The organism is Caballeronia sp. LZ008 (assembly GCF_031451435.1).
Taxonomy (GTDB): Bacteria; Pseudomonadota; Gammaproteobacteria; order Burkholderiales; family Burkholderiaceae; genus Caballeronia; species Caballeronia zhejiangensis.
Genome location: NZ_JARUXK010000001.1, coordinates 1,764,824 through 1,790,393, shown reverse-complemented (window position 1 = coordinate 1,790,393; position 25,570 = coordinate 1,764,824). Strand labels below are relative to the sequence as shown.

Here is a 25,570-nt window from a genome sequence, read left to right as displayed (position 1 = left end):
AGCGCCCGAGCACGCGAAGGCGTGCGAGCACTGGAGAACGAGCGGAAATGCCCGATGCGGCGTCGTGTCCGGCAAGGCTTTCGGCCCGGCCCGGAGCGCGGCTTGCCATGCCCGCCGCGCGGCCGCTTCGAGATTTCATAGGCTCAAGTCCCGGTGTTATACTCCGACCCATTCTAACAAAAGGTCTGCACGTCCCGCGCACGAGTCTTGCGCCTGGATCTCCAGGCGAGCATCTCGCGCCGACTCCAGACTGTCTTTCGCCACTCGTGGCCGTCTCCGTCCTGGTCGCATGACCGTCGTGTTCGCGCTCGCGTGTGGGTCTCTTCGCTCCCGCGCGTATCGCTCACGGCGCTCGCTGCCCGGCACACGGTTGATTCCGGCCCATGCTTCGCCTTCTATGAACTCGCTGCGCATCTACAACACGCTCGCGCGTGACAAGCAAACCTTCACGCCGCTTCGCGCCGGCGAGGTACGCATGTATGTCTGCGGAATCACCGTGTATGACTACTGTCACGTCGGGCACGCGCGCATGTTCGTGGTGTTCGACATCGTTCAGCGATGGCTGCGCGAGATCGGCTACAAGGTGACTTACGTCCGCAACATCACCGACATCGACGACAAGATCATTCGCCGCGCGGTGGAGAACAACGAATCGATCAAGTCGCTCACGCAGCGTTTCATCGAGGCGATGTATGAGGACATGGACGCGCTCGGCGTCGCGCGTGCGGACATCGAGCCGCGCGCGACCGAGTTCGTGCCGCAGATGCTCGGCATGATCGATGCGTTGCACGCCAACGGTTATGCATATCAGGCCAAAGACGGCGACGTGAATTACTCGGTGCGCAAGTTCGCCGACTACGGCAAGCTGTCCGGCAAGTCGATCGAAGACTTGCGCGCCGGCGAGCGCGTCACGGCCAACGACGCCAAGGAAGATCCGCTCGACTTCGTGCTGTGGAAGCAATCGAAGGCGGGCGAGCCGGAAGACACAGGCTGGAACTCGAAGTGGGGCCGCGGGCGTCCCGGCTGGCACATCGAATGTTCCGCGATGGGCTGCACGTTGCTCGGCGAACAGTTCGACATCCACGGTGGCGGCATGGATCTCCAGTTCCCGCATCACGAGAACGAGATCGCGCAAAGCGAAGGCGCAACCGGAAAGCAGTTCGTGAACTACTGGATGCACAACGGCTTCGTGCAGATCGACAGTGAAAAGATGTCGAAGTCGCTCGGCAACTTTTTCACGATCCGCGAAGTTCTTGAAAAATTTGATGCTGAAGTCGTGCGCTTCTTTATTGCGCGGGCACACTATCGGTCGCCGCTGAATTACAGCGACGTGCATATCGACGACGCAAAGAACGCGTTGACGCGCCTATATACGGCGTTGAAGGATGTCGAGCCGGACAATCAGCAACTTGACTGGAGCGAGGCGAACGCGCAGCGTTTCCAGTCTGCGATGAACGACGACTTCAACACGCCGGTGGCCGTGTCGGTGTTGTTCGATCTCGCGAGCGAAGTGAATCGTACGCGCGATGCCGCGCTCGCTCGTCAGCTCAAGGGTCTTGCGGGCGTGCTCGGACTGCTTCAGCGCGAGCCGCGTGCGTTCCTGCAGCGGGCGAGCGGCGCAGGCTCGAGCGAGGGACTCTCGCCGCAAGAGATCGAAGCGAAGATCGCCGAGCGCATCGCCGCGAAGCAGGCGAAGAACTATGCCGAAGCAGACCGGATTCGCGCTGCATTGCTCGAAGCCGGTATTGCGCTTGAAGACAAACCGGGTGGGTCGACCGAATGGCGCCGCGTTTGAGCGCGGCCCTTCGAACCCTCTGATCGACTCACCAGGCAGGAGGCAAGATGGCAACGGCCAGGAAGACGCCGGTCAAGCGACCCGCGTCTGTCAGCGATGCGTCGGGCGCAACGAAGCGCGCGAGCAGCGCACAAACGAAAGTGAACACGCAGAAGATCGATGGCGCAGGTGCGGCGGCCGGCAAGACGGCGAAGCCGGCGCGCAGCGTTGCGCTCAAGGCCGCGAAGCCGGAGACGGCAACGCGCCTGAACGGCGCTGCGCGCGCATCGAAAGCGGGCACGGAAGAAGCCGAAGCGTCGCCCGCGAAGGGCAACGGCCGCGCGGTCGCAGGCGATGGCGCGCGCGCTCAGGCGCTCGTCGCCGAACGCGGCGAAGTGGTGCGCAAGTCGCGCGTCGTCACATCGGATGCCGCGGTGCCCGTGCAGATCGGCGGACTCACGCGCGAAGCCGTTCGTCCCGACTACTGGGACCGCGCGTGCGCAGATTTGATGCGACGCGACCGCATACTCAAGAAGCTGATTCCGAAGTTCGGCGAGATTCATCTCGTCAATCTCGGCGATCCGTTCTCCACGCTCGCGCGTTCCGTTGCCGGCCAGCAGATTTCGGTGAAGGCCGCGCAGGCGATCTGGGAACGGGTGAAGGGCGCATGTCCCGAGGTTCATCCGGCGCACTTCATCAAGCTCGGTCACGAGAAACTGCAGGCGTGCGGCTTATCCAAACGCAAGGCCGAGTACATTCTCGATCTCGCGCAGCATTTCGAATCGGGCGCGCTGCACGTCGACGCATGGACGTCGATGGACGACGAAGCCGTCATCGCCGAGCTCACGCAGATTCGCGGCATCGGCCGATGGACGGCGGAGATGTTCCTCATCTTCAATCTGTCGCGCCCGGACGTCCTGCCGCTCGACGATCTCGGCCTGATTCAGGCGATCAGCGTCAACTACTTCAGCGGCGAGCCGGTGACGCGCAGCGAGGCGCGCGAAGTGGCGGCGAACTGGGAACCGTGGCGCACGGTCGCGACGTGGTACATGTGGCGCAGCCTCAATCCGATTCCGTCAGATCACTAAAATAACCACGCGAAAAGCGCGCGCTATCGTTGCTTTATAATCGATAGTTCACGCGCGAATTTTTGAGGGGCGGACGCGGTTAGAATACGCGCTGCCCGATGTTCCCAGGACTCGAACATATGAAGACCACGTTTCTGGATTTCGAGCAGCCGATCGCTGAACTCGAAGCGAAGATCGAAGAACTCCGCTTCGTTCAGGACGATTCCGCTGTCGATATTTCGGAAGAAATCGAGCGGCTGTCGAAGAAGAGCCAGCAGCTCACGAAGGATCTCTACGCAAACCTGTCGCCGTGGCAGGTTTCGCAGATTGCGCGTCACCCGCAGCGTCCGTACACGCTCGATTACGTCAGCGAGCTTTTCACCGATTTTCATGAATTGCATGGCGACCGCGCATTCGCGGACGACCTCGCGATCGTCGGCGGCTTCGCGCGCTTCAATGGCCAGCCGTGCATGGTGATCGGCCATCAGAAGGGCCGCGACACGAAGGAACGCGCGCTGCGCAACTTCGGCATGCCGCGTCCGGAAGGCTATCGCAAGGCGGAGCGCCTGATGCGTACCGCCGAGAAGTTCAGCTTGCCCATTTTCACGTTCGTCGATACGCCGGGCGCGTACCCGGGCATCGGCGCGGAAGAGCGCGGCCAGTCGGAAGCCATCGGCCGCAATCTCTATGTGATGGCGGAGCTCAAGACGCCGATCATCACGACGATCATCGGTGAAGGCGGCTCGGGCGGCGCGCTGGCAATCGCCGTCGCCGATACCGTGATGATGCTGCAGTTCTCCACGTACTCGGTCATTTCGCCTGAAGGCTGTGCGTCGATCCTGTGGAAGAGCGCGGCGAAGGCGCCGGAAGCGGCCGAAGCGCTCGGCCTCACGGCGCATCGTCTTAAGGCGCTCGGTCTCATCGACAAGATCGTGAACGAGCCGCTCGGCGGCGCGCATCGCGACGCGAAGGGCATGGCCGCGCTCCTGCGCCGCGCACTCGCCGATTCGCTGCGTCAGTTCCAGGGCATGAGCGTCAACGACTTGCGCGAGCGCCGCTTCGAAAAGCTGATGGCGTACGGCAAGTTCAAGGAATCGCTGCCGGGCGCGTAATCCGTTCCCGTCATCTTCGTCATCTCATCCATCACGAACTCTCGTGACATCCGATAACGAAACCCCGGCCGGCCGCCTCGTGTTACAGGCGGTGCGCGCGGCGGTTTCGGACGCGGACCTTTCCCCGGATTCACTTCTCGCGGTCGCATTGAGCGGCGGGCTCGACTCCACCGTGCTGCTCGACGCGGCCGTGAGTTGCTTCGGCGCGCGACGTGTGATCGCGCTGCATGTTCATCACGGTCTGAGTCCGAACGCCAACGCGTGGGCCGCGCATTGCGAGCGCTTTGCGGCGTCGCTCGGCGTGCGGTATGACGCGCGTCATGTCGATGTCGCGCGGACCGGCGGCGAGAGCCTCGAAGCCACGGCGCGCGACGCGCGTTATCGCGCGCTCGACGAGCTCTGCGATCAGCATGGCGCGGCGGCGCTGCTCATCGCGCATCATGCCGACGATCAGGCCGAAACCGTGCTGCTGCAACTGCTGCGCGGCGCGGGCGTCGCGGGCCTCGCGGCGATGGCGCCGCAACGCGCGGACGGCGCCGCGCCGCGTGTGCGTCCGCTGCTGCGCCTGCTGCGCGCGCAACTGGAGCAATACGCGCACGAGCGCGACCTGAGCTGGATCGACGACGAATCCAACGCCGACACGCGCTATTCGCGCAACGCGCTGCGCCATGACGTGCTGCCGATGCTCGCGGTGCATTTTCCCGGCTTTCGCGATGCCCTCGCGCGCACGGCATCGCATGCCGCGGCGGCGCAGCGGCTTTTGGATCAGCTTGCGCGCATCGATCTGGGACACGTTCAGAGCGCCGACGAAGAGGGCGCGCTCGTGCTCGACGCGTTTCTCGCACTCGACGACGAGCGCGCGATCAATCTCATGCGTTTCTGGATCCGCTCGCGCGGTTTGATGGCGGCATCGACGGCGCGCATCGCCGACATGTTGCGTCAGTTGCGCGATGCCGCCGCCGCGCGCGATGGCCACGCGCTGCGCGTCGATCATGCGGGGCACAGCTTGCGCGTGTATCGCAATCTGCTGTTCTGGGAAGCCGGCGACAGCGCCGATGCGCCCGATCTCGATGAAGGCGCGGCCGCGCTCAAAGTCGCGGCGGAACTGCTATGGCAGGGCGAAGAGGTGTGGCGTCTGCCGCAATGGCGCGGCTCGTTCGTGTTCGAGCCCGCTGATTCTTCCGCCGACGATGTCGTCGGGGAGGGCGTGTTGCGCGCCGCGCCGCTCGTCGCGCGTTCGCGTGCGGGCGGCGAGCGCATGCGCGTCGCGGCCGAAGCGCCGAGCCGCACGCTCAAGAACCTCTTTCAGGAGCGCGGCGTGCCGGCCTGGAAGCGCGACGTACCGCTGCTTTTCATCGGCGAGGCGCTGCTGTTCGTGCCGCATGTCGGCGTGAACCGCGAGGCCGCGCCGAGCGCCGCGCACGGACCGCTGCGGCGCATTTCGTGGCGGCCGGATTTGCTGCTCGTGTGAGGCGCTTTGGGCAAACGTTGCGCCGAAGCCGGTAAAATCGCCGTCACCGGTGCCTCATCTTGTAATTTCAGCCTCGATCGGGTACGGTAACTCGTTTTCGCCCAAGCGCGTTTTTGCGCGGCATCTGCGTTCAAAAGACTCGATTTCGCCCGCAACGACGCATCCGCTCGCGTCGCTTATCAATGGCGCGAGCGTGCGAAGGGCGTGCGGCAGCGCCCGCGTATCGTAGCCGGCTTCGACATCCCCTGAAGCGATCGAGCGCGAGTCTCGAGCGTTCTCGCGTCAAAGCGCGTGAAGCGCGGTTTTCTCTCCAGTTCAAGAACGACAATGGCACTCATCGTACACAAATACGGCGGCACTTCGATGGGCTCGGTCGAGCGCATCAAGAACGTCGCCAAGCGCGTCGCCAAATGGCATAAGGCCGGCCACAAGATGGTCGTCGTGCCCTCGGCGATGTCCGGCGAAACCAATCGCCTGCTCGGTCTCGCGAAAGACATCAAGGCCGATCCGGACCCGCGCGAACTCGACATGATTGCCTCCACCGGCGAGCAGGTCAGCGTGGGCTTGCTGGCCATCGCGCTGCACGCGGAAGGCCTCGACGCCGTGAGTTATGCCGGCTGGCAAGTGCCGATCAAGACGGACAGCGCGTTCACGAAGGCGCGTATCAGCGAAATCGACGGCGAACGGGTGCTGAAGGACCTCGACGCGGGCAAGGTCGTGGTCATCACGGGCTTTCAGGGCGTCGATCCGGAAGGCCATATCGCGACGCTCGGACGCGGCGGCTCGGACACGTCGGCGGTTGCGATCGCGGCGGCGATGAAAGCGGACGAATGCCTGATCTACACCGACGTCGACGGCGTCTACACGACCGATCCGCGCGTGGTGGAAGAAGCGCGCCGGCTGGACCGCGTGACCTTCGAGGAAATGCTGGAGATGGCGAGCCTCGGCTCGAAAGTGCTGCAAATCCGCTCGGTGGAATTCGCCGGCAAGTATCAGGTGAAGACGCGTGTGCTCTCCAGCCTGACCGACCCGCTGATGCCGCTCGAAGCCGAAATGCACTCCGGCACCCTGATTACTTTTGAAGAAGACGAGAACATGGAAAAAGCAGTGATTTCTGGCATCGCGTTCCAGCGCGACGAAGCGCGCATCGCGGTCATGGGCGTGCCTGACAAGCCGGGCGTCGCGTATCAGATTCTCGGCCCGGTCGCCGATGCGAACATCGACATCGACATGATCATTCAGAACCAGAGCGTGAACGGCAAGACCGACTTCACGTTCACGGTCGGCCGCGGCGACTATCAGCGCGCGCTCGAAATCCTGAACAACCAGGTGAAGGGCCACGTCCAGGCCGAAACCGTGCTGGGCGACCCGAAGGTGTCGAAGGTGTCGGTGGTGGGCGTCGGCATGCGCTCGCACGTGGGTATTGCGAGCACGATGTTCCGCACGCTGTCGGAAGAGGGCATCAACATCCAGATGATCTCGACGTCCGAAATCAAGATCTCGGTGCTGATCGACGAGAAGTACACCGAACTCGCCGTGCGCGCGCTGCACAAGGCGTTCGAGCTGGATCGCGCGTAAGCGTGTAAGCGTGTGACGGAGATGTGAAGGCTCGCGGGCCTTCACATCGTTGCGGTTCGCTGAACGCGCGATTCCATATTGGCCGTTTCGAAAAAAATCGTCGTGTGAATTTGACCCCGGCCTGCGAACACGCTATTATCTCGATCTCGTTGCACTGCACTCCCGGTGCGGCGAAAAGTTTGGGAGACGTGGCCGAGAGGTCGAAGGCACTCCCCTGCTAAGGGAGCATCTGGCTAAAAACTGGATCGAGGGTTCGAATCCCTCCGTCTCCGCCAGTTGTCGTAGAAAGGCCCCGCAAGGTTAAAAACTTGCGGGGCTTTTTCTTTTTGCCGCGTTAGTCGACGAAGTGCATTGCGACGAAGTGCATTGCGACGAAGTGCATCGCTTCGTCATCCTTCTGAATCGTCGCCGAAGAGAACGCGAGCGTCGCCGCTCGCGCTCAGTCACATCCTTACTTCCCTGACGCGATCCGGTCCTCGATATGCTTCGCGCGCGCCGGCGACGACGGATGCGAACTCAGCATGCTCGACTTGCCGCCATCGATGGTCGCGAGCTTCTGGAACGCCGTGACCAGTCCCTTCGGGTCGTAGCCCTTCTTCTTCTGCGTATCGAAGGAGTAATCGTCAGCGGCCGATTCCTGCGTTTGCGAGAACTGCGCGTTGACGAATTTTTCCGACAGATCGCCGAGCTGCGACGCCGACAGGCTTCCGACCATACCGCCCGCCGCCGAAGCCACCGTGCGCGCCGCCGACGTCGCGTACGCCACCTGCATCGCTTTCTTCGTATGGCCGAGCGCGACGTGCCCCATTTCGTGCCCGACGACACCGCGCACTTCGTCATCGTTCATCAGGTCCATGAGGCCGCTGTAGACGCGCACGCAGCCGTTCGCCATCGCCCACGCGTTGACGTCCTTCGTCAGATAGACCTTGTAATTGACCGGCACGCCGTTGATGTTGTCGCCGAGCTGCTTCGAAATCTTGTTCAAGCGCTGGGTGTACGGGCTGTTGGCCGCCGCGACTTTGTTTTCCTTGTCGAGTTCGGCACAGGACTTGTCGGACAGCGTGCGGACATCGGAGTCGCTCAGCGACAGCGCCTGAGTCGCCATTTGCCCGGATTGCATCAATTGGTTCGGATCCATGCTGCTCATGCTGCTGCACGACGCAAGTGTGAACACAGCGGAGGCCGCCAGCGCGATGCGGAAGATCGTCATAGTTTTACCTTTCGAATGTTGTTGTGATCGTCGTTCTGCGCAGATTGCGCGAACGCAGCGAAATGCTAATGACAGTCGATTCGTAAGCTATTCGAAAATTCCGATTTTGTCGGCAAAAAAGATGAAAACACTAGTGGAAACCGTGCATCAGTCGCGCACGGAACGCGAATCAATCGGTCGCGCGCCTGCAGGCGGCGCGCACGCGTGCGGCGACGGATGCGGCGGGTGCGGCGTCCATCGCGATCGAAGCCGCGTCGGGCAAGGCTTCGGCGGCAAGCTGCGTGAGCGTCTGTCCCGGCGGCATCTCGACGAACACCTTCGCGCCGAGTTCGGCGAGCGCGATCGTCGATTCGTGCCAGCGCACCGGATAGCGCAGATTGGCGGCGAGGTCTTCGCGAATGGCGTCGGCGCGACGCAGCACGCGCGCGCCGCGATTGCCGATGTAGGCGATGCGCGGCGCCTCGATCCGCACCTTGCTCGCCGCTTCGCCGAGCCGTTGCGCGGCGCTTTCCAGCAGCACGCAATGCGAGGGCACGCTCACGCACAGCCGTTCGGCGCGCCGCGCGCCGCGCGACAGGGCGATGTCGCGGACTTGCGCGAGCGCGGCGTCGCTGCCCGAAAGGACGATTTGACGCGGCGCGTTCAGATTGCCGATGTAGGCGTCGGCGCCGCAATCGGCGATCGCGCGGGCGATCTCGCTTTCGTTGAGCCCGAGCACGGCGAGCATGCCGTAGCCGCTCGGATACGCGTCTTCCATCAGCCTGGCGCGCAGGCGCACGAGTTCGAGCGCATCGTCGAAACAAATCGCGCCGCACACGACCGCCGCGCCGAACGCCCCGACCGACAAGCCCGCGACGGCTTCCGGCTCGACGCCTTCCTCCGCGAGCGCGCGCGCCGCGGCCACGCCCGCGACGACGAGCGAAATCTGCACGGCGACGGTCGATTTGAGCGCGTCGGCGCTGTCGAGATCGCGGACGTCCGCGCCGAGCACATCAGATGCTTCGTCGAGCGTGCGGACGATCGCCGGATGCGGCTCGCCGCCGCCGAGCCGATGCAGAAAGCCCGGCGCTTGCGCGCCCTGTCCGGGAAAGAGATACGCGATCATGCCGCTGCCCACGGATTCGCGACGAGGCGCGGGCCGTCGGCGTGCCGCAGCATGACGCGTAGTCCGACGCGCGCGAACTCCGCGAGCGAGAAAGCCGCGTCGCATGTTTCGATCTGCACGTCGATGCGCGTGTCTTCCTTCTGCGCCGCTTGCGAGAGCGCATCGAAGAGCGCCGATGCGTCTTCGCGGGGCAAGGGCGTCGGCGCGCGCACGACGATATCGAGGTCGCTGTCGCGCGTGATCGCCGGCATCGCGCACGCGAGCTCGAAGCCCGCGCTGCCGGCCGGGCCCCATTCGAGACCGCATCCGTCGATGATCGGCGCGACCGCGCGCAACAACGCGAACGCGGGCAGGTCGCGACGCGCCGGATCGGGCTCGCGCGTGCGCAGCGCTTCGGGCGTGAGCATCGCGTCGATGTGACGCGTCTCGATCCACGCGCCGAAGCGTTCGCCGCGCGCCATTCCGCGCACGCCGACGGGAATCGCAGCGCCGATGCGCGGTGCGCGCCGCACGACGACGAACGGCGCGCGCGCGAGCGACGCGGCGACCCACGCGGGCGCGTCGTCAAAGGCGGGCGTCCCGGGCGCGATCCGCAGCAAATCGTGCGGACGCGGCGCGCGCTCCATCACGCGGTCCATCAAACGCTCCACTGCTCGCGCATGCGCCTGCGCACTTCGATCGATGCGGCGCGCGTGCGTTTCGCATCGGCGGAAGCGAGCCGGTTCGACAGATCGCGCGGACCGTTGCGCGCATCCTTCACCGCCGCCGCGAGCGATGCCTTCACGCGCTCGATGTCGGCGGAAGAGGGCGCGTCGGCGTCGACGCCTTCGATCAGTTCGTGCAGCAAGCCGAGCTTCGCGTAGGCGCTCATCTTGTACGACATCGGCAGGACCGCGTCGCCGAGCGCGTCGAGGCTTTCGACGCTGCGCCGCGTAACGCGCGCGGCGGCTTCCTTGCCCATCGCGTGGACGGCCGTGCCGGGCGCGTCGAGCGCGACGATGCGATTCGCCTGATAGCCGTGCGCGAGATACGCGCCCGACATCGCCGGTCCGACGATCAGCGCGATCACCGGATGACCCGCGAGCCGCGCGCTCGCGTAGGCATCGACGGCGGCGGCGCACGCGAGATGAATGCCGAGCAGTTCTTCGCGACGTCCGTACGCCTGGCTCTTCACATCGACGACGGCGACGATGGCGCGCTTCACCCCGGCATCGCCATCGGCGTCGATCGTTTCGCGCACGGCGCGTGCGAGCAGCCAGCCCTGTTCGAGGCCGACGACGTTATCGGTCGCGCGCGGGAAGCGGTTCTGCGGATCGGGCACGACGGCAAAGAAGCTCGCGCGTTCGCCATCGAGAGCGCCTTCGCGCACGCGGATCGGCCCGCGCTCCGATTGCGTCGACGCAGAAGTCAGCGCGTCGAGCCAGCGCTCGCCGCGGGAAAGTATGCCGGTCATGATGCGCCCCACAGTTTGCGCAAGGTGTCGGGATCGATGGCGTCGGGGTTCACGTCGGCAAGCCGCGCGATGAAGCCATCCACGTTCTCCGTGCGATGCCGCGGCGGCACGCCGCGCCTGAACGCCGCGAGCACGGCGTCGCGCACCTGCTCGGTATCGTCTTCGACGAGCGTGTCCGCAAGACCGACCGCGACGCGTTCCTCGCCGCCGATCATCGACCAGATGAGGCGCCGGTCGCCCGAATCGAGTTCCTCGATGCCCGCTTCCTGCTCGATCACCTCCGGCCCGTTCATGCCGAGGCGCGCCTGCCGCGTCATCACCAGCTCGGTACAGAGCGCGGCCGCGAGCGACATGCCGCCGAAGCAGCCGACCATCCCGCCGATCACCCCGACGACAGGCACATGAGCCCGCAGCGCGACGATCGCCGCCTGAATTTCGGCGATGGCCGCGAGCCCGAGATTCGCTTCCTGCAGACGCACGCCGCCGGTTTCGAACAGCACGACGGGACGGATCGAGCGCCCGGCTTCGAACTCGCTCAAGGCCATTTCGAGCGCGGCGGCGATCTTCGCGCCGGATACTTCGCCGATGCTGCCGCCCTGAAACGCCGGCTCGATCGCGGCGATCACCGCCGGTTCGCCGCCGAGCATGCCGCGTGCGATGACCGCGCCGTCATCCGCCTGGCAGACGATGTTCTGCATCGCGAGCCACGGCGATTCGATGCGGTCGAACGGGCCGAGCAGTTCGCGGAACGTGCCTTGGTCGAGCAGCGCGTGCGCGCGTTCGCGCGCCGTCATTTCGATGAAGCTGTGCCGCGCGAGAAACGTGTCGTGCGCGTTCATGGCGTGTCTCCTTCGCTTTCGCTTGCTTCGACGGCTTCGTTGAGTCGCAGCATGACGACGCCGGGCGTCGCGCCGAAATCGTTCAGTTCGATTTTCGCCGCGCCGTCGTAGCGCTGGAAGAAGCGGTCGAGCACGCTTTTCCAGACATGGGCGTAGCCATCGACGCTCGTGCGGATCACCACTTCCGCGTTCGCACTTTGTGACGGCGAAAGCAGCACTTCGAGATCGCCCGAGCCGACGACGCCCACGTGCGCGCGGCGCGTGACGGGCCGTTTGGCCGGATATTCGTATCGCATGTTTTCCATCGTTCGTTCCTCTTCAGGGCAAGCGCCTGAGACTGTCGAGAAAGAGTGTCGCCGCGAGCAGGTCGGCCGCGCCGCCGGGCGATGCGTTCAGCTTCATCAGTTCTTCGTGAAGCGCCTCGAGCGCGCGACGGCCCGCGACGCTCGCCGCTCCGCCGCAAGCGATCACATCGCGCGCGCCGCGATGCGCTGCTTCGAGCGCGGGCATTCCGCCGCGATGCAGAAGACACGTATCGTCGAGCGACGCGATGATCGCGACGAGCGCATCGAGCCGCGCGTCGGATTCGGCGAGTCCGCTTGCGCGCGCGGCGTCCAGCGCGGGCAGGCCGACGAGCCGCGCGTGAGGAAAACCATCGCGCGCTTCGCCGCGTGCGCCCGCCACGCGATAGCGTTCGCTGACGCGCGCACCGTGGCTCTTCGTTGCCGTTAGCGGCGCGTAGCGATCGTCGAAACGGGCGATCTTCGCCGCCGAGAAGCAGATCGCGCCGCTGTCGTCGGGCGCGTGCATCGACGCGCCCGCGCACAGCAAACCGATGATCCAGATCGCGCCGCGATGCGCGTTGCTGCCATCGGTTGCGCGCACCATCGCGGATTCGCCTTCGCGGCCGATGCGCGCCAGTTGCTCGCGCAAGATCTGCGACGGCTCCGCGTGCGACGCCGCGCGCGCGATCGCGAGAAACGTCGGATGCAGGGCGCGAGCGGAACGCAGCATCGTGTCCAGATCGAGATCGCGATGCGCGCCGCTGCCGCGTTCATCGACGAGCGCGGGCTTCGGCGTGAGGCGCGCCTCGGCGATCAGCGCATCGACGGCGCATTGCGCGATGAGCGACGGCGACGCGACCGCGCGCGCAAGATCGCGAAGAGCCGGCTTCATCACCAGCTCCGGAAGCGCGCGGGCGGCGCGTACAAGCCGCCCGACCACGCGACGAGATCGTCGATGCTGCGCGCCGCGAGCAGCGAGCGCTTGGCTTCGCCGCGCCGCACGCCCAGATCTTCCGGATACGCGACGATGCCGCGCCGTCTCAATTCCGCCGTCTTCGCGGGATCGGCGCGCATGCCGATCGGCGTCACGCCCGCGACCGCCGCGAGCGCGGCGCGGCGCTCGTCGACGCCTTCGGCCGCGTGCAGATACGCGATGCCTTCTTCCGTCACGACGTGCGTGACATCGTCGCCGTAGATCATCACGGGCGCGATCGGCATGCCGCTTTTCTCGCCGACGGCAATCGCGTCGAGCGCATCGACGATGGTCGGCTCGCCGCCTTTCTTGTACGTCTCGGCCGTCTGCACGACGAGCTTGTGCCCGCGCGCGATCTTCGGATTCGGGCCGTCGTCCTTCAGGAGCTTCAGCCACGCTTCGCTCGAATGACGCCGGCCGCGCGGATCGTGTCCCATGTTCGGCGCGCCGCCGAAGCCCGCGAGCCGCCCGAGCGTGACCGTCGACGAATTCGCGTCGGCGTCCATCTGCAAGGTCGAGCCGATGAAGAGATCGACACCGTATTGCCCCGCGAGCTGGCAGAACACGCGATTCGAGCGCAGGCTGCCGTCGCGGCCGGTGAAGAACACATCGGAGCGCGCCGCGATGTAGTCCTCCATGCCGACTTCGCTGCCGAAGCAATGCACGCTGTCCACCCAGCCGGATTCGATCGCGGGAATCAGCGTCGGATGCGGATTGAGCGCCCAGTTCGTGCAGATCTTTCCTTTGAGGCCGAGCTTCTCGCCGTATGTCGGCAACAGCAGTTCGATCGCGGCCGTATCGAAGCCGATGCCGTGATTGAGCGCCTTGACGCCATAGCGCTCGTAGATGCCGCGGATCGTCATCATCGCCATGAGAATCTGCAATTCGCCGATGTGACGCGGATCGCGCGTGAAAAGCGGCTCCACGGCGAACGGACGATCGGCCTCGACGACGACATCGACCCACGAGCCGGGAATATCGACGCGCGGCAGTTCGTCGACGATTTCGTTCACCTGCGCGACCACGATGCCATGCCGGAACGCGGTGGCTTCGACGATCGTCGGCGTGTCCTCGGTGTTGGCGCCCGTGTACAGATTGCCGTGCCGGTCCGCCTGCACCGCGCACACGAGCGCGACCTGCGGCGTCAAGTCGATGAACATGCGCGCATACAGTTCGATGTACGTATAGATCGCGCCGATCTCCAGCATGCCGTCTTCGAGCAGTTGCGCGACGCGCAGGCTTTGCGGCCCGGCGAACGCGAAATCGACCTTGTGCGCGATGCCTTGCTCGAAGAGCGCGAGATGCTCGGGACGGCTGATGCTCGAGATCAGCAGATGGATGTCGTGCACGCGGTCCGGATCGAGCTTCGCGAATGCGCGCGAGAGAAAGTCCGCCTGCTTCTGATTGTTGCCTTCGAGCGCGACACGGTCGCCGGTGACGATGAGCGCACTCAACGCATCGACGATGTGCGCGGCATCGAGCACGGAGCCGTTCATCCACGGCTCGATCAGCTTAAGACGCCGCGCTTTTTCCTGCGCGCGCGTGTTCCAGTTGCGGGTTTTAGCGATGACGTCGTTCATTGGTCAGCCTTGACGGAATTCGATCGGGAAGATGCGCGGCGTTTCTTCTTCTTGACGTGGCTCGAGTGCGCGAGCGCCTGGGCATCGGCGAGAAAGCGGTAGAGCAGGTCGCCCGTCGCGAGCAGATGGCGCGCGACGAGCGTCTGCGCCTGTTCGATATCGCGCGCGGCGAGGGCATCGAAGATCGCGCGGTGCTCGGCATCGGATGAATCCTTGTGGATCGGCAGACCGAGCTTCAGCCGCAAATAGCGTTCGCCGCGCCGATGCATCTGGCCGATCAGCTCCATCAGCCGAGGACGGTCGGCGGGCCCGTAGAGCGCCATGTGGAACTGCTCGTTGCGCACGACGTAGAGCGTCGGATCGGGCTCGTTCTCGGCGGCTTCGAGCAGGCGTTTTGCGTCGGCAAGCGTTTCGGGCGTGTGATGCGCGATCGCAATGCCGATCGCGAGACTTTCGAGCGATGCGCGAATCTCGTAGATCTCGCGCGCCTCGTCGGCCGATTGCAGACTGACGGCCGCGCCGCGATTCGGCTCGATTGTCACCCAGCCTTCGCTTTCGAGCTGGCGGAACGCTTCTCGCACCGGAATGGCGCTGACCGAAAACTGCCGGGCGATCGCGTCCTGCCGCAGCGGCTCGCCCGGCAACAGCGAGCCATCGACGATGGCGGCGCGCAGCGCATCCGCGATGAAGCGCGACGTGCTCTGGCGCGGTTCGAACTGCGCGTCGCGAAATGAGGCCGGAGTCGATCCGGCTGAGAGATCTGTCGGCATGGCTAGGTGAAAGTGCGGACTTGTCGTGTGTCGATGTTCAAATATTATATATAAAAATGCACACCGTACTTCGGTGCTTTCCCTAGACGCCATAACAAACATTTTTAACCGGCGCGTCGCTAATTCCTTTGGAGACATGGCCATGCCCAGCACGCTGGATCGACAGATAAGCGCCACGCGCGCCACGAAGACACCGCTCAACCGGTCGCAGATCACCGGTTTCTGGGGTGCGTGGGCCGGCTGGACGCTCGACGGAATGGATTCGTTCATCTACGCGCTCGTGCTCGCGCCGGCGCTCACCGAATTGCTGCCGCGTTCGGGCTATGCGGCGACGCCGGCGAACATCGGGCTTGCGGGCTCGATTCTCTTCGCGCTCTTTCTCGTCGGATGGGGACTGTCGTTCATCTGGGGACCGCTCGCCGACCGTTTCGGACGCACGAAAGTGCTCGCGGCGACCATCTTCACGTTCGCGATCTTCACCGGCCTCGCGGCGACCGCGCATAACGTGTGGGAGCTCGGCTTCTATCGGTTTTGCGCGGGCGTGGGGATCGGCGGTGAATGGGCGCTCGCGGGCACGTATGTCGCGGAAGCCTGGCCGGAAGACCGCCGGAAGATGGGCGCGGGTTATCTGCAGACCGGCTACTACGCGGGCTTCTTCCTCGCCGCCGCGCTCAATTACACGATCGGCGCGACGTTCGGCTGGCGCGCGATGTTTCTCGTCGGCCTGTTTCCGGTCGTCGTGTCGATCATGGTGCTCCTGCGCGTGAAGGAAACCGACAAGTGGGAACGCGCCGAAACCGCTCATCCGCACGTCAAGCACGAGAGTTCGCTGAAGGCGATCTTCAATGCGCAATATCGCAAGCGGACGATCGTCGCGGCCGTGCTGCTGACGGTGGCGATCATCGGCTTGTGGGCGGGCGCGGTGTATGAACCGTCGGCGGTCGTTCAGCTCGCGACGAAGGCGGGCATGGACAAGCACGATGCCGCGCGCATGGCGTCGATCGCGACGGGGCTGCTTTCGATCGGCACGATCGTCGGCTGTCTCGCGCTGCCGCCGATGGCCGAAAAGATCGGCCGCAGAAAGACGCTCGCGGTGTATTTCGTCGGCATGGCAGCGTCGATCGCGCTCGCGTTCGGCTGGGCGTTCTATCTGCCGAACGGGCTGGTGCCGTTCATCGCGCTGCTCGTCGTGCTGGGCTTTTTCGGCGGCAACTTCGCGCTCTTCTCGCTGTGGCTGCCCGAGCAGTTCGAAACCCGCGTGCGTGCGACGGCCTTCGCGTTCTGCACGTCGGTCGGGCGCTTCTTCGGCGCGATCGTGAACTTCGGCATCGGCGCGATGGTGCTCAACATGAAGACGCTCGGCGTGCCGATTGCCATTACCGCGATTGCGTTCCTCATCGGTCTCGCGGTGATCCCGCTCGCGCCGGAAACGAAAGGCCAGGAACTGCCGAACTGATCTTCGCTGCGCCTCTCACGAACGGCGATCTTCGCGATGCGAGGGCCGCCGTTTTTTCATCTGCACGAGCTTACTTTTCGTAAGTTTTTCCTCGGTAATAGCAGGTTACGAAGTCGAACACTCGATGCGGCATCCGTCCGATATAGTCCGGTCAACACAACAAACAACCCATCGGGGTGGGGCTTTACATGAACAAGGTATCGAAGGCTTCCGTGCTGGCTGGCGCCGTGATGTTCGGCGGTCTGATGGTGTCCGGCGCGGCCAATGCGGGTGTGTCCGTGGGCGTGAACATCGGGGTGCCCGCGCCCGTGTACGTCGCGCCCGAGCCGGTCTATGCGCCGCCTCCGCCGCCCGTCGTGTACGCGCCGCCTCCGGCGCCGGTCTACGTGCAGCCGGCCATCGTGGTCGGCTGGCATGGCGATCGTTACTGGGATGGCCGTCGCTACTGGGATCGCGACGATTACTATCGCCACTACGATCATGGCCGCGGCCACGATCACGACGGCCATGACCACGGCCGTCACAACGGCTGGCGTTGATCGTCCCGCGCCGCCCGGCGTCCGTCGCCGAAAGCCACTCGTTCGTCACGGGTGGCTTTTTTCTTGCCGCTTGAACGTGGAAGGGCGAATTCCCAGTAAAACAACAACGCCGCGAATTCTCACCCGCGCGATGTAACAAAAGGTAAGGTTTCTCCAGACGTAAAGCGCGAGCAGGCAATAACTTACAAAGCTGAAATATTGCGTCGAAAGGTTTTCGTTATATTTGAGCGCAAGCGAACAAGTACAAAGCGAGGTCCGGTTGCATATGAAAAAGAAGTTCTCGGGACGAATCGTGGCCGGTGTGCTGACCATGGCGGCGCTGAGCGCGACGGGCATCGCGCGCGCGGCGGATGTTCATGTCGGCGTGAATATCGGCATTCCGGCGCCGGTCTACGTCGCGCCGACGCCGGTCTATGCACCGCCTCCGCCGCCCGTCGTCTACCAGCCCGCGCCGATGTACGCGCCGCCGGTCGTCATCGGCTGGCATGGCAGCCGGTACTGGGACGGCCGACGCTATTGGAGCCGCAACGACTACTATCGTCATTACGGGCACGGCCGTCCGCCGCCTCCGCCGCGCCCGCATGGTCCGCCGCCGGGGCACGGTTACGGACATGGCAACGGGCACGGCAACGGACATGGCGGCCCGCACGGCTATCGTTGAGGCAGGGCGCGGTCATCGCGGCAAATAAAAAGCGCCGCTCACCTGAAGTGAGCGGCGCTTCGTTTTGAAGCTGCGAACGGGCGCTTATTCCGCGTCGCCGCCCATTCCGCCGACGACCGCATGGAATCCGGCATCGACGTGGACGACTTCCGCGCTCATGCCGCTCGACAGATCCGACAGCAGGAACGCGGCGACATTGCCCACTTGCTCGATCGTCACATTGCGCTTGAGCGGCGCATTCTGTTCGACGAAGTTCAGAATCTTGCCGAAGCTCTTGATGCCGCTCGCCGCGAGCGTCTTGATCGGGCCGGCCGAGATGGCGTTGACGCGTACGCCCTTGGCGCCGAGCGACTGCGACGCCGCCATGTAACGCACGCTCGCCTCGAGCGATGCCTTCGCGAGGCCCATCGTGTTGTAGTTCGGCAGCGCGCGCTCGGCGCCGAGATACGACAGCGTGAGCAGCGACGAGCCGTCTTTCAGCATCGGCAGCGCGGCTTTCGCGAGCGCGGGGAAGCTATAGGCGGAGATGTCGTGCGCAACGCGGAAGTTCTCGCGCGTCATGCCGTCGAGGAAATCGCCCGCGATCGCCTCGCGCGGCGCGAAGCCGATGGAGTGCACGAGGCCGTCGAGCGAGTCCCAGCGTTCTTTCAGCGACGCGAACAGCGCATCGATTTGCGCGTCGTCGGCGACGTCGCACGGATAGACCATGTCGCTGCCGAACTCGGTCGCGAACTCGGTGATGCGCTCCTTGAAGCGCTCGCCGACATACGTGAACGCCAGTTCCGCGCCTTCGCGCTTGCAGGCCGCGGCGATGCCGTAAGCGATCGAGCGGTTGGACAGCAGGCCCGTCAGCAGAATTCGTTTTCCAGCGAGAAAGCCCATGAATGCTCCTTCTTTGATGTCAGTGTCGCGGCGCGCACCGGTTGTCCGATGCCGCGCGGGGTCGTGCGTGGCGCGATCGGCCAGTCGACAACCCTTGGGTCGCAGGCCGAGCGGTGCGTGATTTTGGGTAGAATTCTCTCACATCGCAATGCCTCGCCTTAAGATTCCCGCGGCTCGCGCTTCGGGTTTCCGGCCGGGTCACTCCATCGCGTCACACACTCAAATCGCGCCCAGAGGCACATGACGATCCGTTTATGCAGCGCCTCACGCTTGGTCCTGACCTGGTCGCTGGCCGCATCGGCGGCATGGCTCGCGAGTCCGGCTTACGCGGTGCATGCCATCGCGCAATACGGCGATCCGAAATACCCGGCCGGTTTCAAGCACTTCGATTACGTGAATCCCGACGCGCCGCGCGACGGCACGCTCGTCCTCGCGAACCCGAACCGGCTGACGAGCTTCGACAAGTTCAATCCGTTCACGTTGCGCGGCAATCCCGCGCCCGGTCTTTCGCTGATGTTCGAGAGCCTGACGACAGGCAGTTCCGACGAAGTATCGACCGCTTACGGCCTGCTCGCCGATGACATTTCCGTCGCGCCCGATGGCATGTCGACCACCTTCCACATCAATCCGAAAGCGCGCTTTTCCAACGGCGATCCGGTCACGGCGGAAGACGTGAAGTTCTCGTTCGAGACGCTCAAGAGTCCGCTTGCCGCGCCGCAGTTCTCCGTGTACTTCGGGCAGATCGCGCGCGCGGTGATCGTCGATCCGCAGACGATCCGCTTCGAGTTCAAGATCGCGACGCGCGAGATGCCGCTGCTCGCGGGCGGCATTCCGGTGTTTTCGCGCAAGTGGGGCATGAAGCCGGACGGCACGCGCATTCCGTTCGACAAGATCGCGTTCCAGAAGCCCATCGGCAGCGGGCCGTATCTGATCGATCGTTACGACAACGGCCGCACGATCTCGTACCGGCGCAATCCGGATTACTGGGGCGCGGCGCTGCCGGTGCGTGTCGGCACGTTCAATTTCGCGCGCATCGACTACAAGCTTTACGGCGATCCGACCGCGCGCCTCGAAGCGTTCAAGGCGGGCGAGTACGACGTGCTGGTCGAGTACGTCGCGCGCAGTTGGGTGCGGCGCGATATCGGCAAACGCTTCGACAGCGGCGAGCTCATCAAGCGCGAGTTCCCGCACCACAACGGCACCGGGATGCAGGGCTTCTTCATGAACACGCGCAAGCCGCTCTTCAAGGACGTGCGCGTGCGTCAGGCGCTCGATCTCGCGCTCGATTTCGAGTGGCTCAACCGGCAACTGTTCTTCAATCAGTACAGGCGCATCGACAGCTTTTTCGTCAACACGGATCTGCAGGCGAAGGGATTGCCGAGCGAAGGCGAACTCGCGATATTGAACCCGCTGAAGAAGCAGCTCGATCCTTCCGTGTTCGGCGAGATGCCGCGTCAGCCGGACACCGATCCGCCCGGCTCGCTGCGCGCCAATCTCATCAAGGCGCGCGAATTGCTCGCTCGGGCCGGCTGGACGTATCGCGACGGCGCGCTGCGCAACGCGAAGGGCGAGCCGTTCGTCTTCGAGATTCTCGACGACACCGGCGGCGGCGCGTCGATGGAGCCGGTCGCGGCCGCGTTCGGGCGCAATCTGCAGAAGCTCGGCATCACGATGAACTTTCGCACCGTCGATTACGCGTTGATCCAGAAACGTCTCGATGCGTTCGACTTCGACATGACGAGCGTTCGCATGCCCGACGTGCAGGTGCCGGGCACCGAGCAGGTTTCGCGCTTCGGCAGCAAGTCCGCGGACGAGCAGGGCTCCGACAATCTCGCAGGCGTGAAGTCGCCGGCCGTCGATGCGATCCTGCAGAAAGTGATCTCCGCGCAGACGCGCGAGCAACTGGTGGACGCGACGCACGCGCTCGATCGCGTGCTGATGAACGGCTACTATGTGGTGCCGCACTGGTACTCGGCGACGCATCGCGTGGCGTATCGGAATACGCTGGCGTACCCGTCGACGCTGCCGCTGTATTACGGCGCGGAAGAGTGGGTCATATCGACGTGGTGGGCCAAATCCGGGCCCGCCGCGCACGCGGCGAAGTAACGAGGACGCGCCATGTGGAGCTACATCCTTAAACGCATTCTCTTGATGATCCCGACGCTCATCGGCGTGTTGACGCTCACGTTCGTCGTGATCCAGTTCGTGCCGGGCGGTCCGGTCGAACAGGCGGTGCACGACTTGCGGCGCGGACAGTCCGAAGGCGGCGGCGGCTTCGGGCTGCGCACGCATACGGGCGTCGATGCACAGCAGGTCGAGCAACTGAAGAAGCTCTACGGCTTCGACAAACCGCCGCTGCAACGCTACTTTCTGATGCTCGGCAAGTTCGCGCGCTTCGATCTCGGCGAGAGTTATTTCAGGCATCAGAGCGTCTGGTCGCTGATCGTGTCGAAGCTGCCGGTGTCGATCAGCATCGGCTTGTGGACCTTCTTCATCACGTATCTGATATCGGTGCCGCTCGGCATCGCCAAAGCCGTGAAGAACGGCTCGAAGTTCGATGTCGCGACGAGTCTCATCGTGCTCGTCGGCTTTGCGATTCCGGGCTTCGTGCTCGGCGTGCTGCTGCTCGTGCTGTTCGGCGGCGGCACGTTCTGGCAACTGTTTCCGCTGCGCAATCTCACGTCCGACAACTGGGCGACGCTCTCGCTCGGCGGCAAGATTCTCGATTATCTGTGGCACATCACGTTGCCGGTCGTGGCGTCGGTGGTGGGCAGCTTCGCCGTCGTCACGATGCTCACGAAGAACGCGTTCCTCGACGAAATCCGCAAGCAATATGTGCTGACCGCGCGCGCCAAAGGCTTGAGTGAGCGGCGCGTGCTGTGGAAGCACGTATTCCGCAACGCGCTCTTGCCGCTGATCGTCGGTTTTCCGGCGGCGTTCATCGGCGCGTTCTTTACGGGCAGCCTGCTGATCGAGACGCTCTTTTCGCTCGACGGCCTCGGGCTGCTCTCGTACGAATCCGTCGTGCGGCGCGACTATCCGGTCGTGCTCGGCACGCTTTATCTCTTCACGCTGATCGGCCTCGCGACGAAGCTCATCTCGGACCTCTGTTACGTCTGGGTCGATCCACGCATTCAATTCGAACAACTGGAGCGCTGATTTGAATCGAGCCGCTTCACCGGAATCGTCACGGCGCGGTGCCAACGGCAGCGATGCGCAACCGCTGCGCGGCGCGGCATCGGTGCCGCCAGGACGGCGCGTATGGCTGCGCTTCAAGCGAAACAGGCTCGGATACTGGAGCCTGATCGTGTTCATCGCGGCGTTCGTCATCAGTCTCGCGGGGCCGCTGTGGTCGAACGACAAGCCGCTCGTCGTGCGCTATCAGGGCCACTTTTACTTTCCGCTCGTGAAGACGTATGCGGAGACGACCTTCGGCGGCGACTTTCCGACGCCCGCCGATTATCTCGATCCGTTCGTGCGCGATCGCTTCAGCGCGCCCGGCAACTTCGCGATCTATCCGCCGAATCACTACTACTACGACACGCTCAACTATTTTTCGAAGGGCTCGAACCCGGCGCCGCCGTCGCGCGAGAACTGGCTCGGCACCGACGATCGCGGCCGCGACGTGTTCGCGCGCCTCGTCTACGGCTTTCGCGTGTCGGTGCTGTTCGCGCTCGTGCTGACGGCGATCGGCACCGTGCTCGGTGTCGTCGCGGGCGCGGTGCAGGGCTACTTCGGCGGCAGGATCGATATCACCGGGCAACGCCTGATCGAAATCTGGAGCGCGTTGCCGGAGCTTTATCTGCTGATCATCTTCGCGTCGATATTCGAGCCGAGTCTCATTCTTTTGATCATCCTGCTGTCGCTGTTCGGATGGATCGGCCTGTCGGATTACGTGCGCGCGGAGTTTCTGCGCAATCGCACGCAGGACTATGTCCGCGCCGCGCGCGCGATGGGTTTGTCGAACTGGCAGATCATCTGGCGGCACGTCTTGCCCAATAGCCTGACGCCCGTCATCACGTTCCTGCCGTTTCGCATGAGCGGAGCGATTCTCGCGCTCACGAGCCTCGATTTCCTCGGCCTCGGCGTGCCGTCGCCGACGCCGTCGCTCGGCGAGTTGCTCGCGCAGGGCAAGGCCAATCTCGACGCGTGGTGGATTTCGCTGTCGACGTTCGGCGTGCTCGTCGCGACGCTGCTCCTGCTGACCTTCATGGGCGACGCCTTGCGCAACGCGCTCGATACGCGTATTTCCGATGCCGTGAAAGCCGGAGGCGGGCAGTGACGGAGCCGCTACTTTCGATCGAAGACTTGCGCGTGCGCTTCGGCGACACGCTCGCGGTCGATGGCGTCAATCTCGACATTCGCGCGGGCGAGCGTGTGGCGCTCGTCGGCGAATCGGGCTCGGGCAAGAGCGTGACGGCGCTGTCGGTGTTGCGCCTCGTGCACGAGGCCGAAGTGAGCGGATCGATCCGCTTCAACGGCGAGGAATTGCTGTCGAAAAGCGAGCGCGCGATCCGAGGTCTGCGCGGTTCCGACATCGCGATGATCTTTCAGGAGCCGATGACCGCGCTCAATCCGCTCTACACGGTCGGGGACCAGATCGGCGAGACGATCCGCCTGCACGACGGCACGAGCCCGCGCGAGGCGAGAAAACGCGCAATCGCGCTGCTCGCGCGTACCGGGATCACCGAGCCGGAAAGGCGCGTGGACAGTTATCCGCATCAGCTTTCGGGCGGACAGCGTCAGCGCGTGATGATCGCGATGGCGCTCGCCTGCCGGCCGCGGCTTCTGCTCGCCGACGAGCCGACCACCGCGCTCGATGTGACGATCCGCGCGCAGATCGTCGAGTTGCTGCTCGAACTTCAGCGCGATGAAGCCGAAAAGCGCGGCATGGCGGTGCTGCTCATCACGCACGACCTGAATCTCGTGCGGCGCTTCGCCGAGCGCGTCGCGGTGATGGAGAAGGGCGTGCTCGTCGAAAGCGGCACGGTGGAGGCCATTTTCGCGTCGCCGCAGCATCCGTACACGAAGCGGCTCATCGAGAGCAAGCCGAAGCGCAGCGTGCTGCCGGTGCTGCCCATCGCCCCGGTGCTGCTCGATGCGAAGGATGTGTCCGTCGATTACCCGACGCGTCTGCCGGGTTTCGCGGGCTGGTTCCGGCGCGGCCGCTTCAAGGCCGTCGACGACGTCACGCTGACGGTGCGCCAGGGCGAGACGCTCGGCATCGTCGGCGAATCGGGGTCGGGGAAATCGACGCTCGCGATGGCGCTACTCGGCCTGCAGCGCATCTCGAACGGCGCGGTGGAGTTCCAGGGGCGCGCAATCGGTGATTTTCGCGGACGCGAAAAAACCGTGCTGCGCTCGAACTTGCAAGTGGTGTTTCAGGACCCGTTCAGCTCGCTCTCGCCGCGGCAGACGGTGGAGCGCATCGTCGGAGAAGGGCTCGCGCTGCATCGACCGGAACTCGATGCCGCCGCTCGACGGGCGAAAGTGATCGCCGTGCTGCGCGAAGTCGGCATGGAGCGCGCGGCGCTCGATCGCTATCCGCACGAATTCTCCGGCGGGCAGCGCCAGCGCATTGCGATCGCGCGCGCGCTCGTGCTCGAACCGAGCATCCTGATCCTGGACGAGCCGACCAGCGCGCTCGATGTTTCCATTCAAACTCAAGTGCTTGCGCTTCTGGCCGATATTCAGAAGAAGCACAATCTTGGTTACGTTTTCATTAGCCATGACCTGCAGGTGATCGGCGCGATGGCTCATCGCGTCGCGGTCATGCGGAATGGTTTTGTCGTGGAGTCGGGGGAAGTAGAGAAGATTTTTTCGAACCCTTCTGACGAATACACAAGAAAGCTTCTGAAAGCATCGCTAGTTTCCTAAAAATCTTTCTTTTTCGCCAATTGGGTGCGCGTCTCAATTGAATTTTTCTATTTCTTTTGACAGTTAAATACTTTATGGCTAGTATCCCTCCAAACTTTCACGTATCTCCCTGATTTAGCAGCTTTTAATTGTAAAACCTACCGACCGATGCAGCCACTAACGATGACTCAGACATGTGCGCGCGCCGCCGCGAGCATGTTAATCGGCCTTCTGATGACAACAACTTCCGGCGCGTTCGCCGACGAAGTCAGCAGTAGCAGCCAAAATGCCAACAACGGCATTTTCTCTAGCAAATCCAGCGATGCAGCAAGCGCAGACGCCGCCAGCAATCCGGGCGGCGCGAAGTCGTTTCTGTCGGGCGTGGCGAGCAAGGCGGGCGACGTCGTCGTCGGCGCGCTCAACATGATCGGCGTGCGTTATCGCTGGGGCGGCAACACGCCGGATTCCGGTCTCGATTGCAGCGGCTTTGTCCGCTACGTTTTCCAGGACACGCTCGGCATGACCTTGCCGCGCCGCGCCGAGGAAATGAGCCGGGTCGGCGAGAAAGTGACCGTCTCCGACCTGAAGCCGGGCGACCTCGTGTTCTTTAATACGATGCGCCGCTCGTTCTCCCACGTCGGCATCTATATCGGCGACAACAAGTTCGTGCATTCGCCGTCGACCGGCAGCACGATCCGTGTCGACGACATGGAAGACGGCTATTGGGAAAAGCGTTTTCAGGGCGCGCGTCGCATCGAGAACGCGCAAGTCGGCGACGGCGCGGAACTGCGCCAGCGCGTGAGCGCGTCGATCGGCGGTTACTGATCGTCTGTCGGCATCGAAAAAAGCCTGCCTCCTTTGTGAACTGCACCCCAAAAGTTGGACACCCGTTCAACGATTTGGGGTGTTTTTTCATGAGCAAGTACAGCGCACGACTCAAGAGCAGAGTCGTTCAAGACT

23 protein-coding genes and 1 tRNA gene are annotated in these 25,570 nt (G+C 64.1%); 14 read left to right on the top strand and 10 right to left on the bottom strand.

Translation table 11 applies throughout. The annotated features are described in order from the left end of the window. Positions 1-397: 397 nt before the first annotated feature. The 6 genes from cysS (at position 398) to QCE49_RS08335 (ending at position 7,277) form a co-directional block, all read left to right on the top strand. On the top strand, positions 398-1,795 hold the full coding sequence (gene cysS, locus QCE49_RS08360) for a cysteine--tRNA ligase (RefSeq protein WP_250458342.1): 1,398 nt from the start codon (positions 398-400) through the stop codon (positions 1,793-1,795). A 47-nt stretch (positions 1,796-1,842) separates the two neighbouring features. Then, positions 1,843-2,862: an endonuclease III domain-containing protein gene (locus QCE49_RS08355; protein WP_175982698.1), complete on the top strand. Its 1,020-nt coding sequence runs from the start codon at positions 1,843-1,845 to the stop codon at positions 2,860-2,862. Positions 2,863-2,981: 119 nt separating this feature from the next. Then, entirely contained in the window at positions 2,982-3,953 is a 972-nt protein-coding gene (locus tag QCE49_RS08350) for an acetyl-CoA carboxylase carboxyltransferase subunit alpha (RefSeq protein ID WP_008341830.1), read from the top strand. A gap of 43 nt (positions 3,954-3,996) precedes the next feature. Next, on the top strand, positions 3,997-5,424 hold the full coding sequence (gene tilS / locus QCE49_RS08345) for a tRNA lysidine(34) synthetase TilS (RefSeq protein ID WP_034473076.1): 1,428 nt from the start codon (positions 3,997-3,999) through the stop codon (positions 5,422-5,424). A 327-nt stretch (positions 5,425-5,751) separates the two neighbouring features. Next, positions 5,752-7,002 carry an aspartate kinase gene (locus QCE49_RS08340; protein ID WP_175982697.1) on the top strand — a complete coding sequence of 417 codons (1,251 nt, stop codon included), beginning with the start codon at positions 5,752-5,754 and terminating at the stop codon, positions 7,000-7,002. Positions 7,003-7,184: 182 nt separating this feature from the next. Beyond that, positions 7,185-7,277: transfer RNA gene (locus QCE49_RS08335), tRNA-Ser, on the top strand. 176 nt (positions 7,278-7,453) lie between these two features. Here the strand turns inward: QCE49_RS08335 and QCE49_RS08330 are convergent. The 9 genes from QCE49_RS08330 to QCE49_RS08290 form a co-directional block, all read right to left on the bottom strand. Beyond that, on the bottom strand, positions 7,454-8,212 hold the full coding sequence (locus tag QCE49_RS08330; RefSeq protein WP_175982696.1) for a M48 family metallopeptidase: 759 nt from the start codon (positions 8,210-8,212) through the stop codon (positions 7,454-7,456). Between the two features lie 169 nt (positions 8,213-8,381). Further along, a complete protein-coding gene (gene mdcH, locus QCE49_RS08325) occupies positions 8,382-9,317 on the bottom strand; it encodes a malonate decarboxylase subunit epsilon (protein WP_250458341.1) in 936 nt (311 codons plus the stop codon). Then, positions 9,314-9,955 carry a malonate decarboxylase holo-ACP synthase gene (locus tag QCE49_RS08320; protein ID WP_250458340.1) on the bottom strand — a complete coding sequence of 214 codons (642 nt, stop codon included), beginning with the start codon at positions 9,953-9,955 and terminating at the stop codon, positions 9,314-9,316. Before QCE49_RS08320 ends, mdcH begins: the two co-directional genes overlap by 4 nt. After that, a complete protein-coding gene (gene mdcE / locus QCE49_RS08315; protein ID WP_250458339.1) occupies positions 9,955-10,770 on the bottom strand; it encodes a biotin-independent malonate decarboxylase subunit gamma in 816 nt (271 codons plus the stop codon). Before mdcE ends, QCE49_RS08320 begins: the two co-directional genes overlap by 1 nt. Continuing rightward, complete coding sequence (locus tag QCE49_RS08310) at positions 10,767-11,609, bottom strand: biotin-independent malonate decarboxylase subunit beta (protein WP_250458338.1); 843 nt, start codon at positions 11,607-11,609, stop codon at positions 10,767-10,769. The genes mdcE and QCE49_RS08310 overlap by 4 nt, the downstream gene beginning before the upstream one ends. After that, positions 11,606-11,914 carry a malonate decarboxylase subunit delta gene (locus QCE49_RS08305; protein ID WP_250458337.1) on the bottom strand — a complete coding sequence of 103 codons (309 nt, stop codon included), beginning with the start codon at positions 11,912-11,914 and terminating at the stop codon, positions 11,606-11,608. The genes QCE49_RS08310 and QCE49_RS08305 overlap by 4 nt, the downstream gene beginning before the upstream one ends. 13 nt (positions 11,915-11,927) lie before the next feature. After that, positions 11,928-12,785: a triphosphoribosyl-dephospho-CoA synthase gene (locus QCE49_RS08300; protein WP_250458336.1), complete on the bottom strand. Its 858-nt coding sequence runs from the start codon at positions 12,783-12,785 to the stop codon at positions 11,928-11,930. Continuing rightward, positions 12,785-14,446, bottom strand: a complete 1,662-nt coding sequence (mdcA, locus tag QCE49_RS08295) for a malonate decarboxylase subunit alpha (RefSeq protein ID WP_175982690.1) — start codon at positions 14,444-14,446, stop codon at positions 12,785-12,787. Before mdcA ends, QCE49_RS08300 begins: the two co-directional genes overlap by 1 nt. Continuing rightward, the gene (locus tag QCE49_RS08290) at positions 14,443-15,216 is read right to left on the bottom strand and encodes a GntR family transcriptional regulator (RefSeq protein ID WP_250458366.1); all 774 of its coding nucleotides are present in this window, start codon (positions 15,214-15,216) and stop codon (positions 14,443-14,445) included. Before QCE49_RS08290 ends, mdcA begins: the two co-directional genes overlap by 4 nt. Positions 15,217-15,358: 142 nt before the next feature. Between QCE49_RS08290 and QCE49_RS08285 the strand changes: the two genes are divergently transcribed. The 3 genes from QCE49_RS08285 to QCE49_RS08275 all read left to right on the top strand — a co-directional run bounded on the left by QCE49_RS08285 (position 15,359) and on the right by QCE49_RS08275 (position 17,872). After that, a complete protein-coding gene (locus QCE49_RS08285) occupies positions 15,359-16,672 on the top strand; it encodes an MFS transporter (protein ID WP_244807413.1) in 1,314 nt (437 codons plus the stop codon). Positions 16,673-16,860: 188 nt separating this feature from the next. Continuing rightward, positions 16,861-17,211 (top strand): hypothetical protein, encoded by a 351-nt coding sequence (locus tag QCE49_RS08280; RefSeq protein ID WP_008341804.1) that lies wholly within the window; start codon positions 16,861-16,863, stop codon positions 17,209-17,211. Between the two features lie 265 nt (positions 17,212-17,476). Next, positions 17,477-17,872, top strand: coding sequence for a hypothetical protein (locus QCE49_RS08275; protein WP_008341803.1), 396 nt, complete (start codon positions 17,477-17,479; stop codon positions 17,870-17,872). An 84-nt stretch (positions 17,873-17,956) separates the two neighbouring features. On the opposite strand, the gene fabI is transcribed toward QCE49_RS08275, so the two are convergent. Then, positions 17,957-18,754, bottom strand: coding sequence for an enoyl-ACP reductase FabI (fabI, locus tag QCE49_RS08270; RefSeq protein WP_008341802.1), 798 nt, complete (start codon positions 18,752-18,754; stop codon positions 17,957-17,959). A gap of 240 nt (positions 18,755-18,994) precedes the next feature. Between fabI and QCE49_RS08265 the strand changes: the two genes are divergently transcribed. The 5 genes from QCE49_RS08265 (at position 18,995) to QCE49_RS08245 (ending at position 25,435) form a co-directional block, all read left to right on the top strand. Beyond that, positions 18,995-20,860: an extracellular solute-binding protein gene (locus tag QCE49_RS08265; RefSeq protein WP_250458335.1), complete on the top strand. Its 1,866-nt coding sequence runs from the start codon at positions 18,995-18,997 to the stop codon at positions 20,858-20,860. A gap of 12 nt (positions 20,861-20,872) precedes the next feature. Further along, on the top strand, positions 20,873-21,913 hold the full coding sequence (locus QCE49_RS08260) for a microcin C ABC transporter permease YejB (RefSeq protein ID WP_008341800.1): 1,041 nt from the start codon (positions 20,873-20,875) through the stop codon (positions 21,911-21,913). A 1-nt stretch (position 21,914) separates the two neighbouring features. Further along, positions 21,915-23,036 carry an ABC transporter permease gene (locus QCE49_RS08255; protein WP_008341799.1) on the top strand — a complete coding sequence of 374 codons (1,122 nt, stop codon included), beginning with the start codon at positions 21,915-21,917 and terminating at the stop codon, positions 23,034-23,036. Then, complete coding sequence (locus QCE49_RS08250) at positions 23,033-24,631, top strand: ABC transporter ATP-binding protein (protein ID WP_250458334.1); 1,599 nt, start codon at positions 23,033-23,035, stop codon at positions 24,629-24,631. The genes QCE49_RS08255 and QCE49_RS08250 overlap by 4 nt, the downstream gene beginning before the upstream one ends. A 147-nt stretch (positions 24,632-24,778) precedes the next feature. Next, complete coding sequence (locus QCE49_RS08245) at positions 24,779-25,435, top strand: C40 family peptidase (RefSeq protein WP_008341795.1); 657 nt, start codon at positions 24,779-24,781, stop codon at positions 25,433-25,435. Positions 25,436-25,570: the final 135 nt, after the last annotated feature.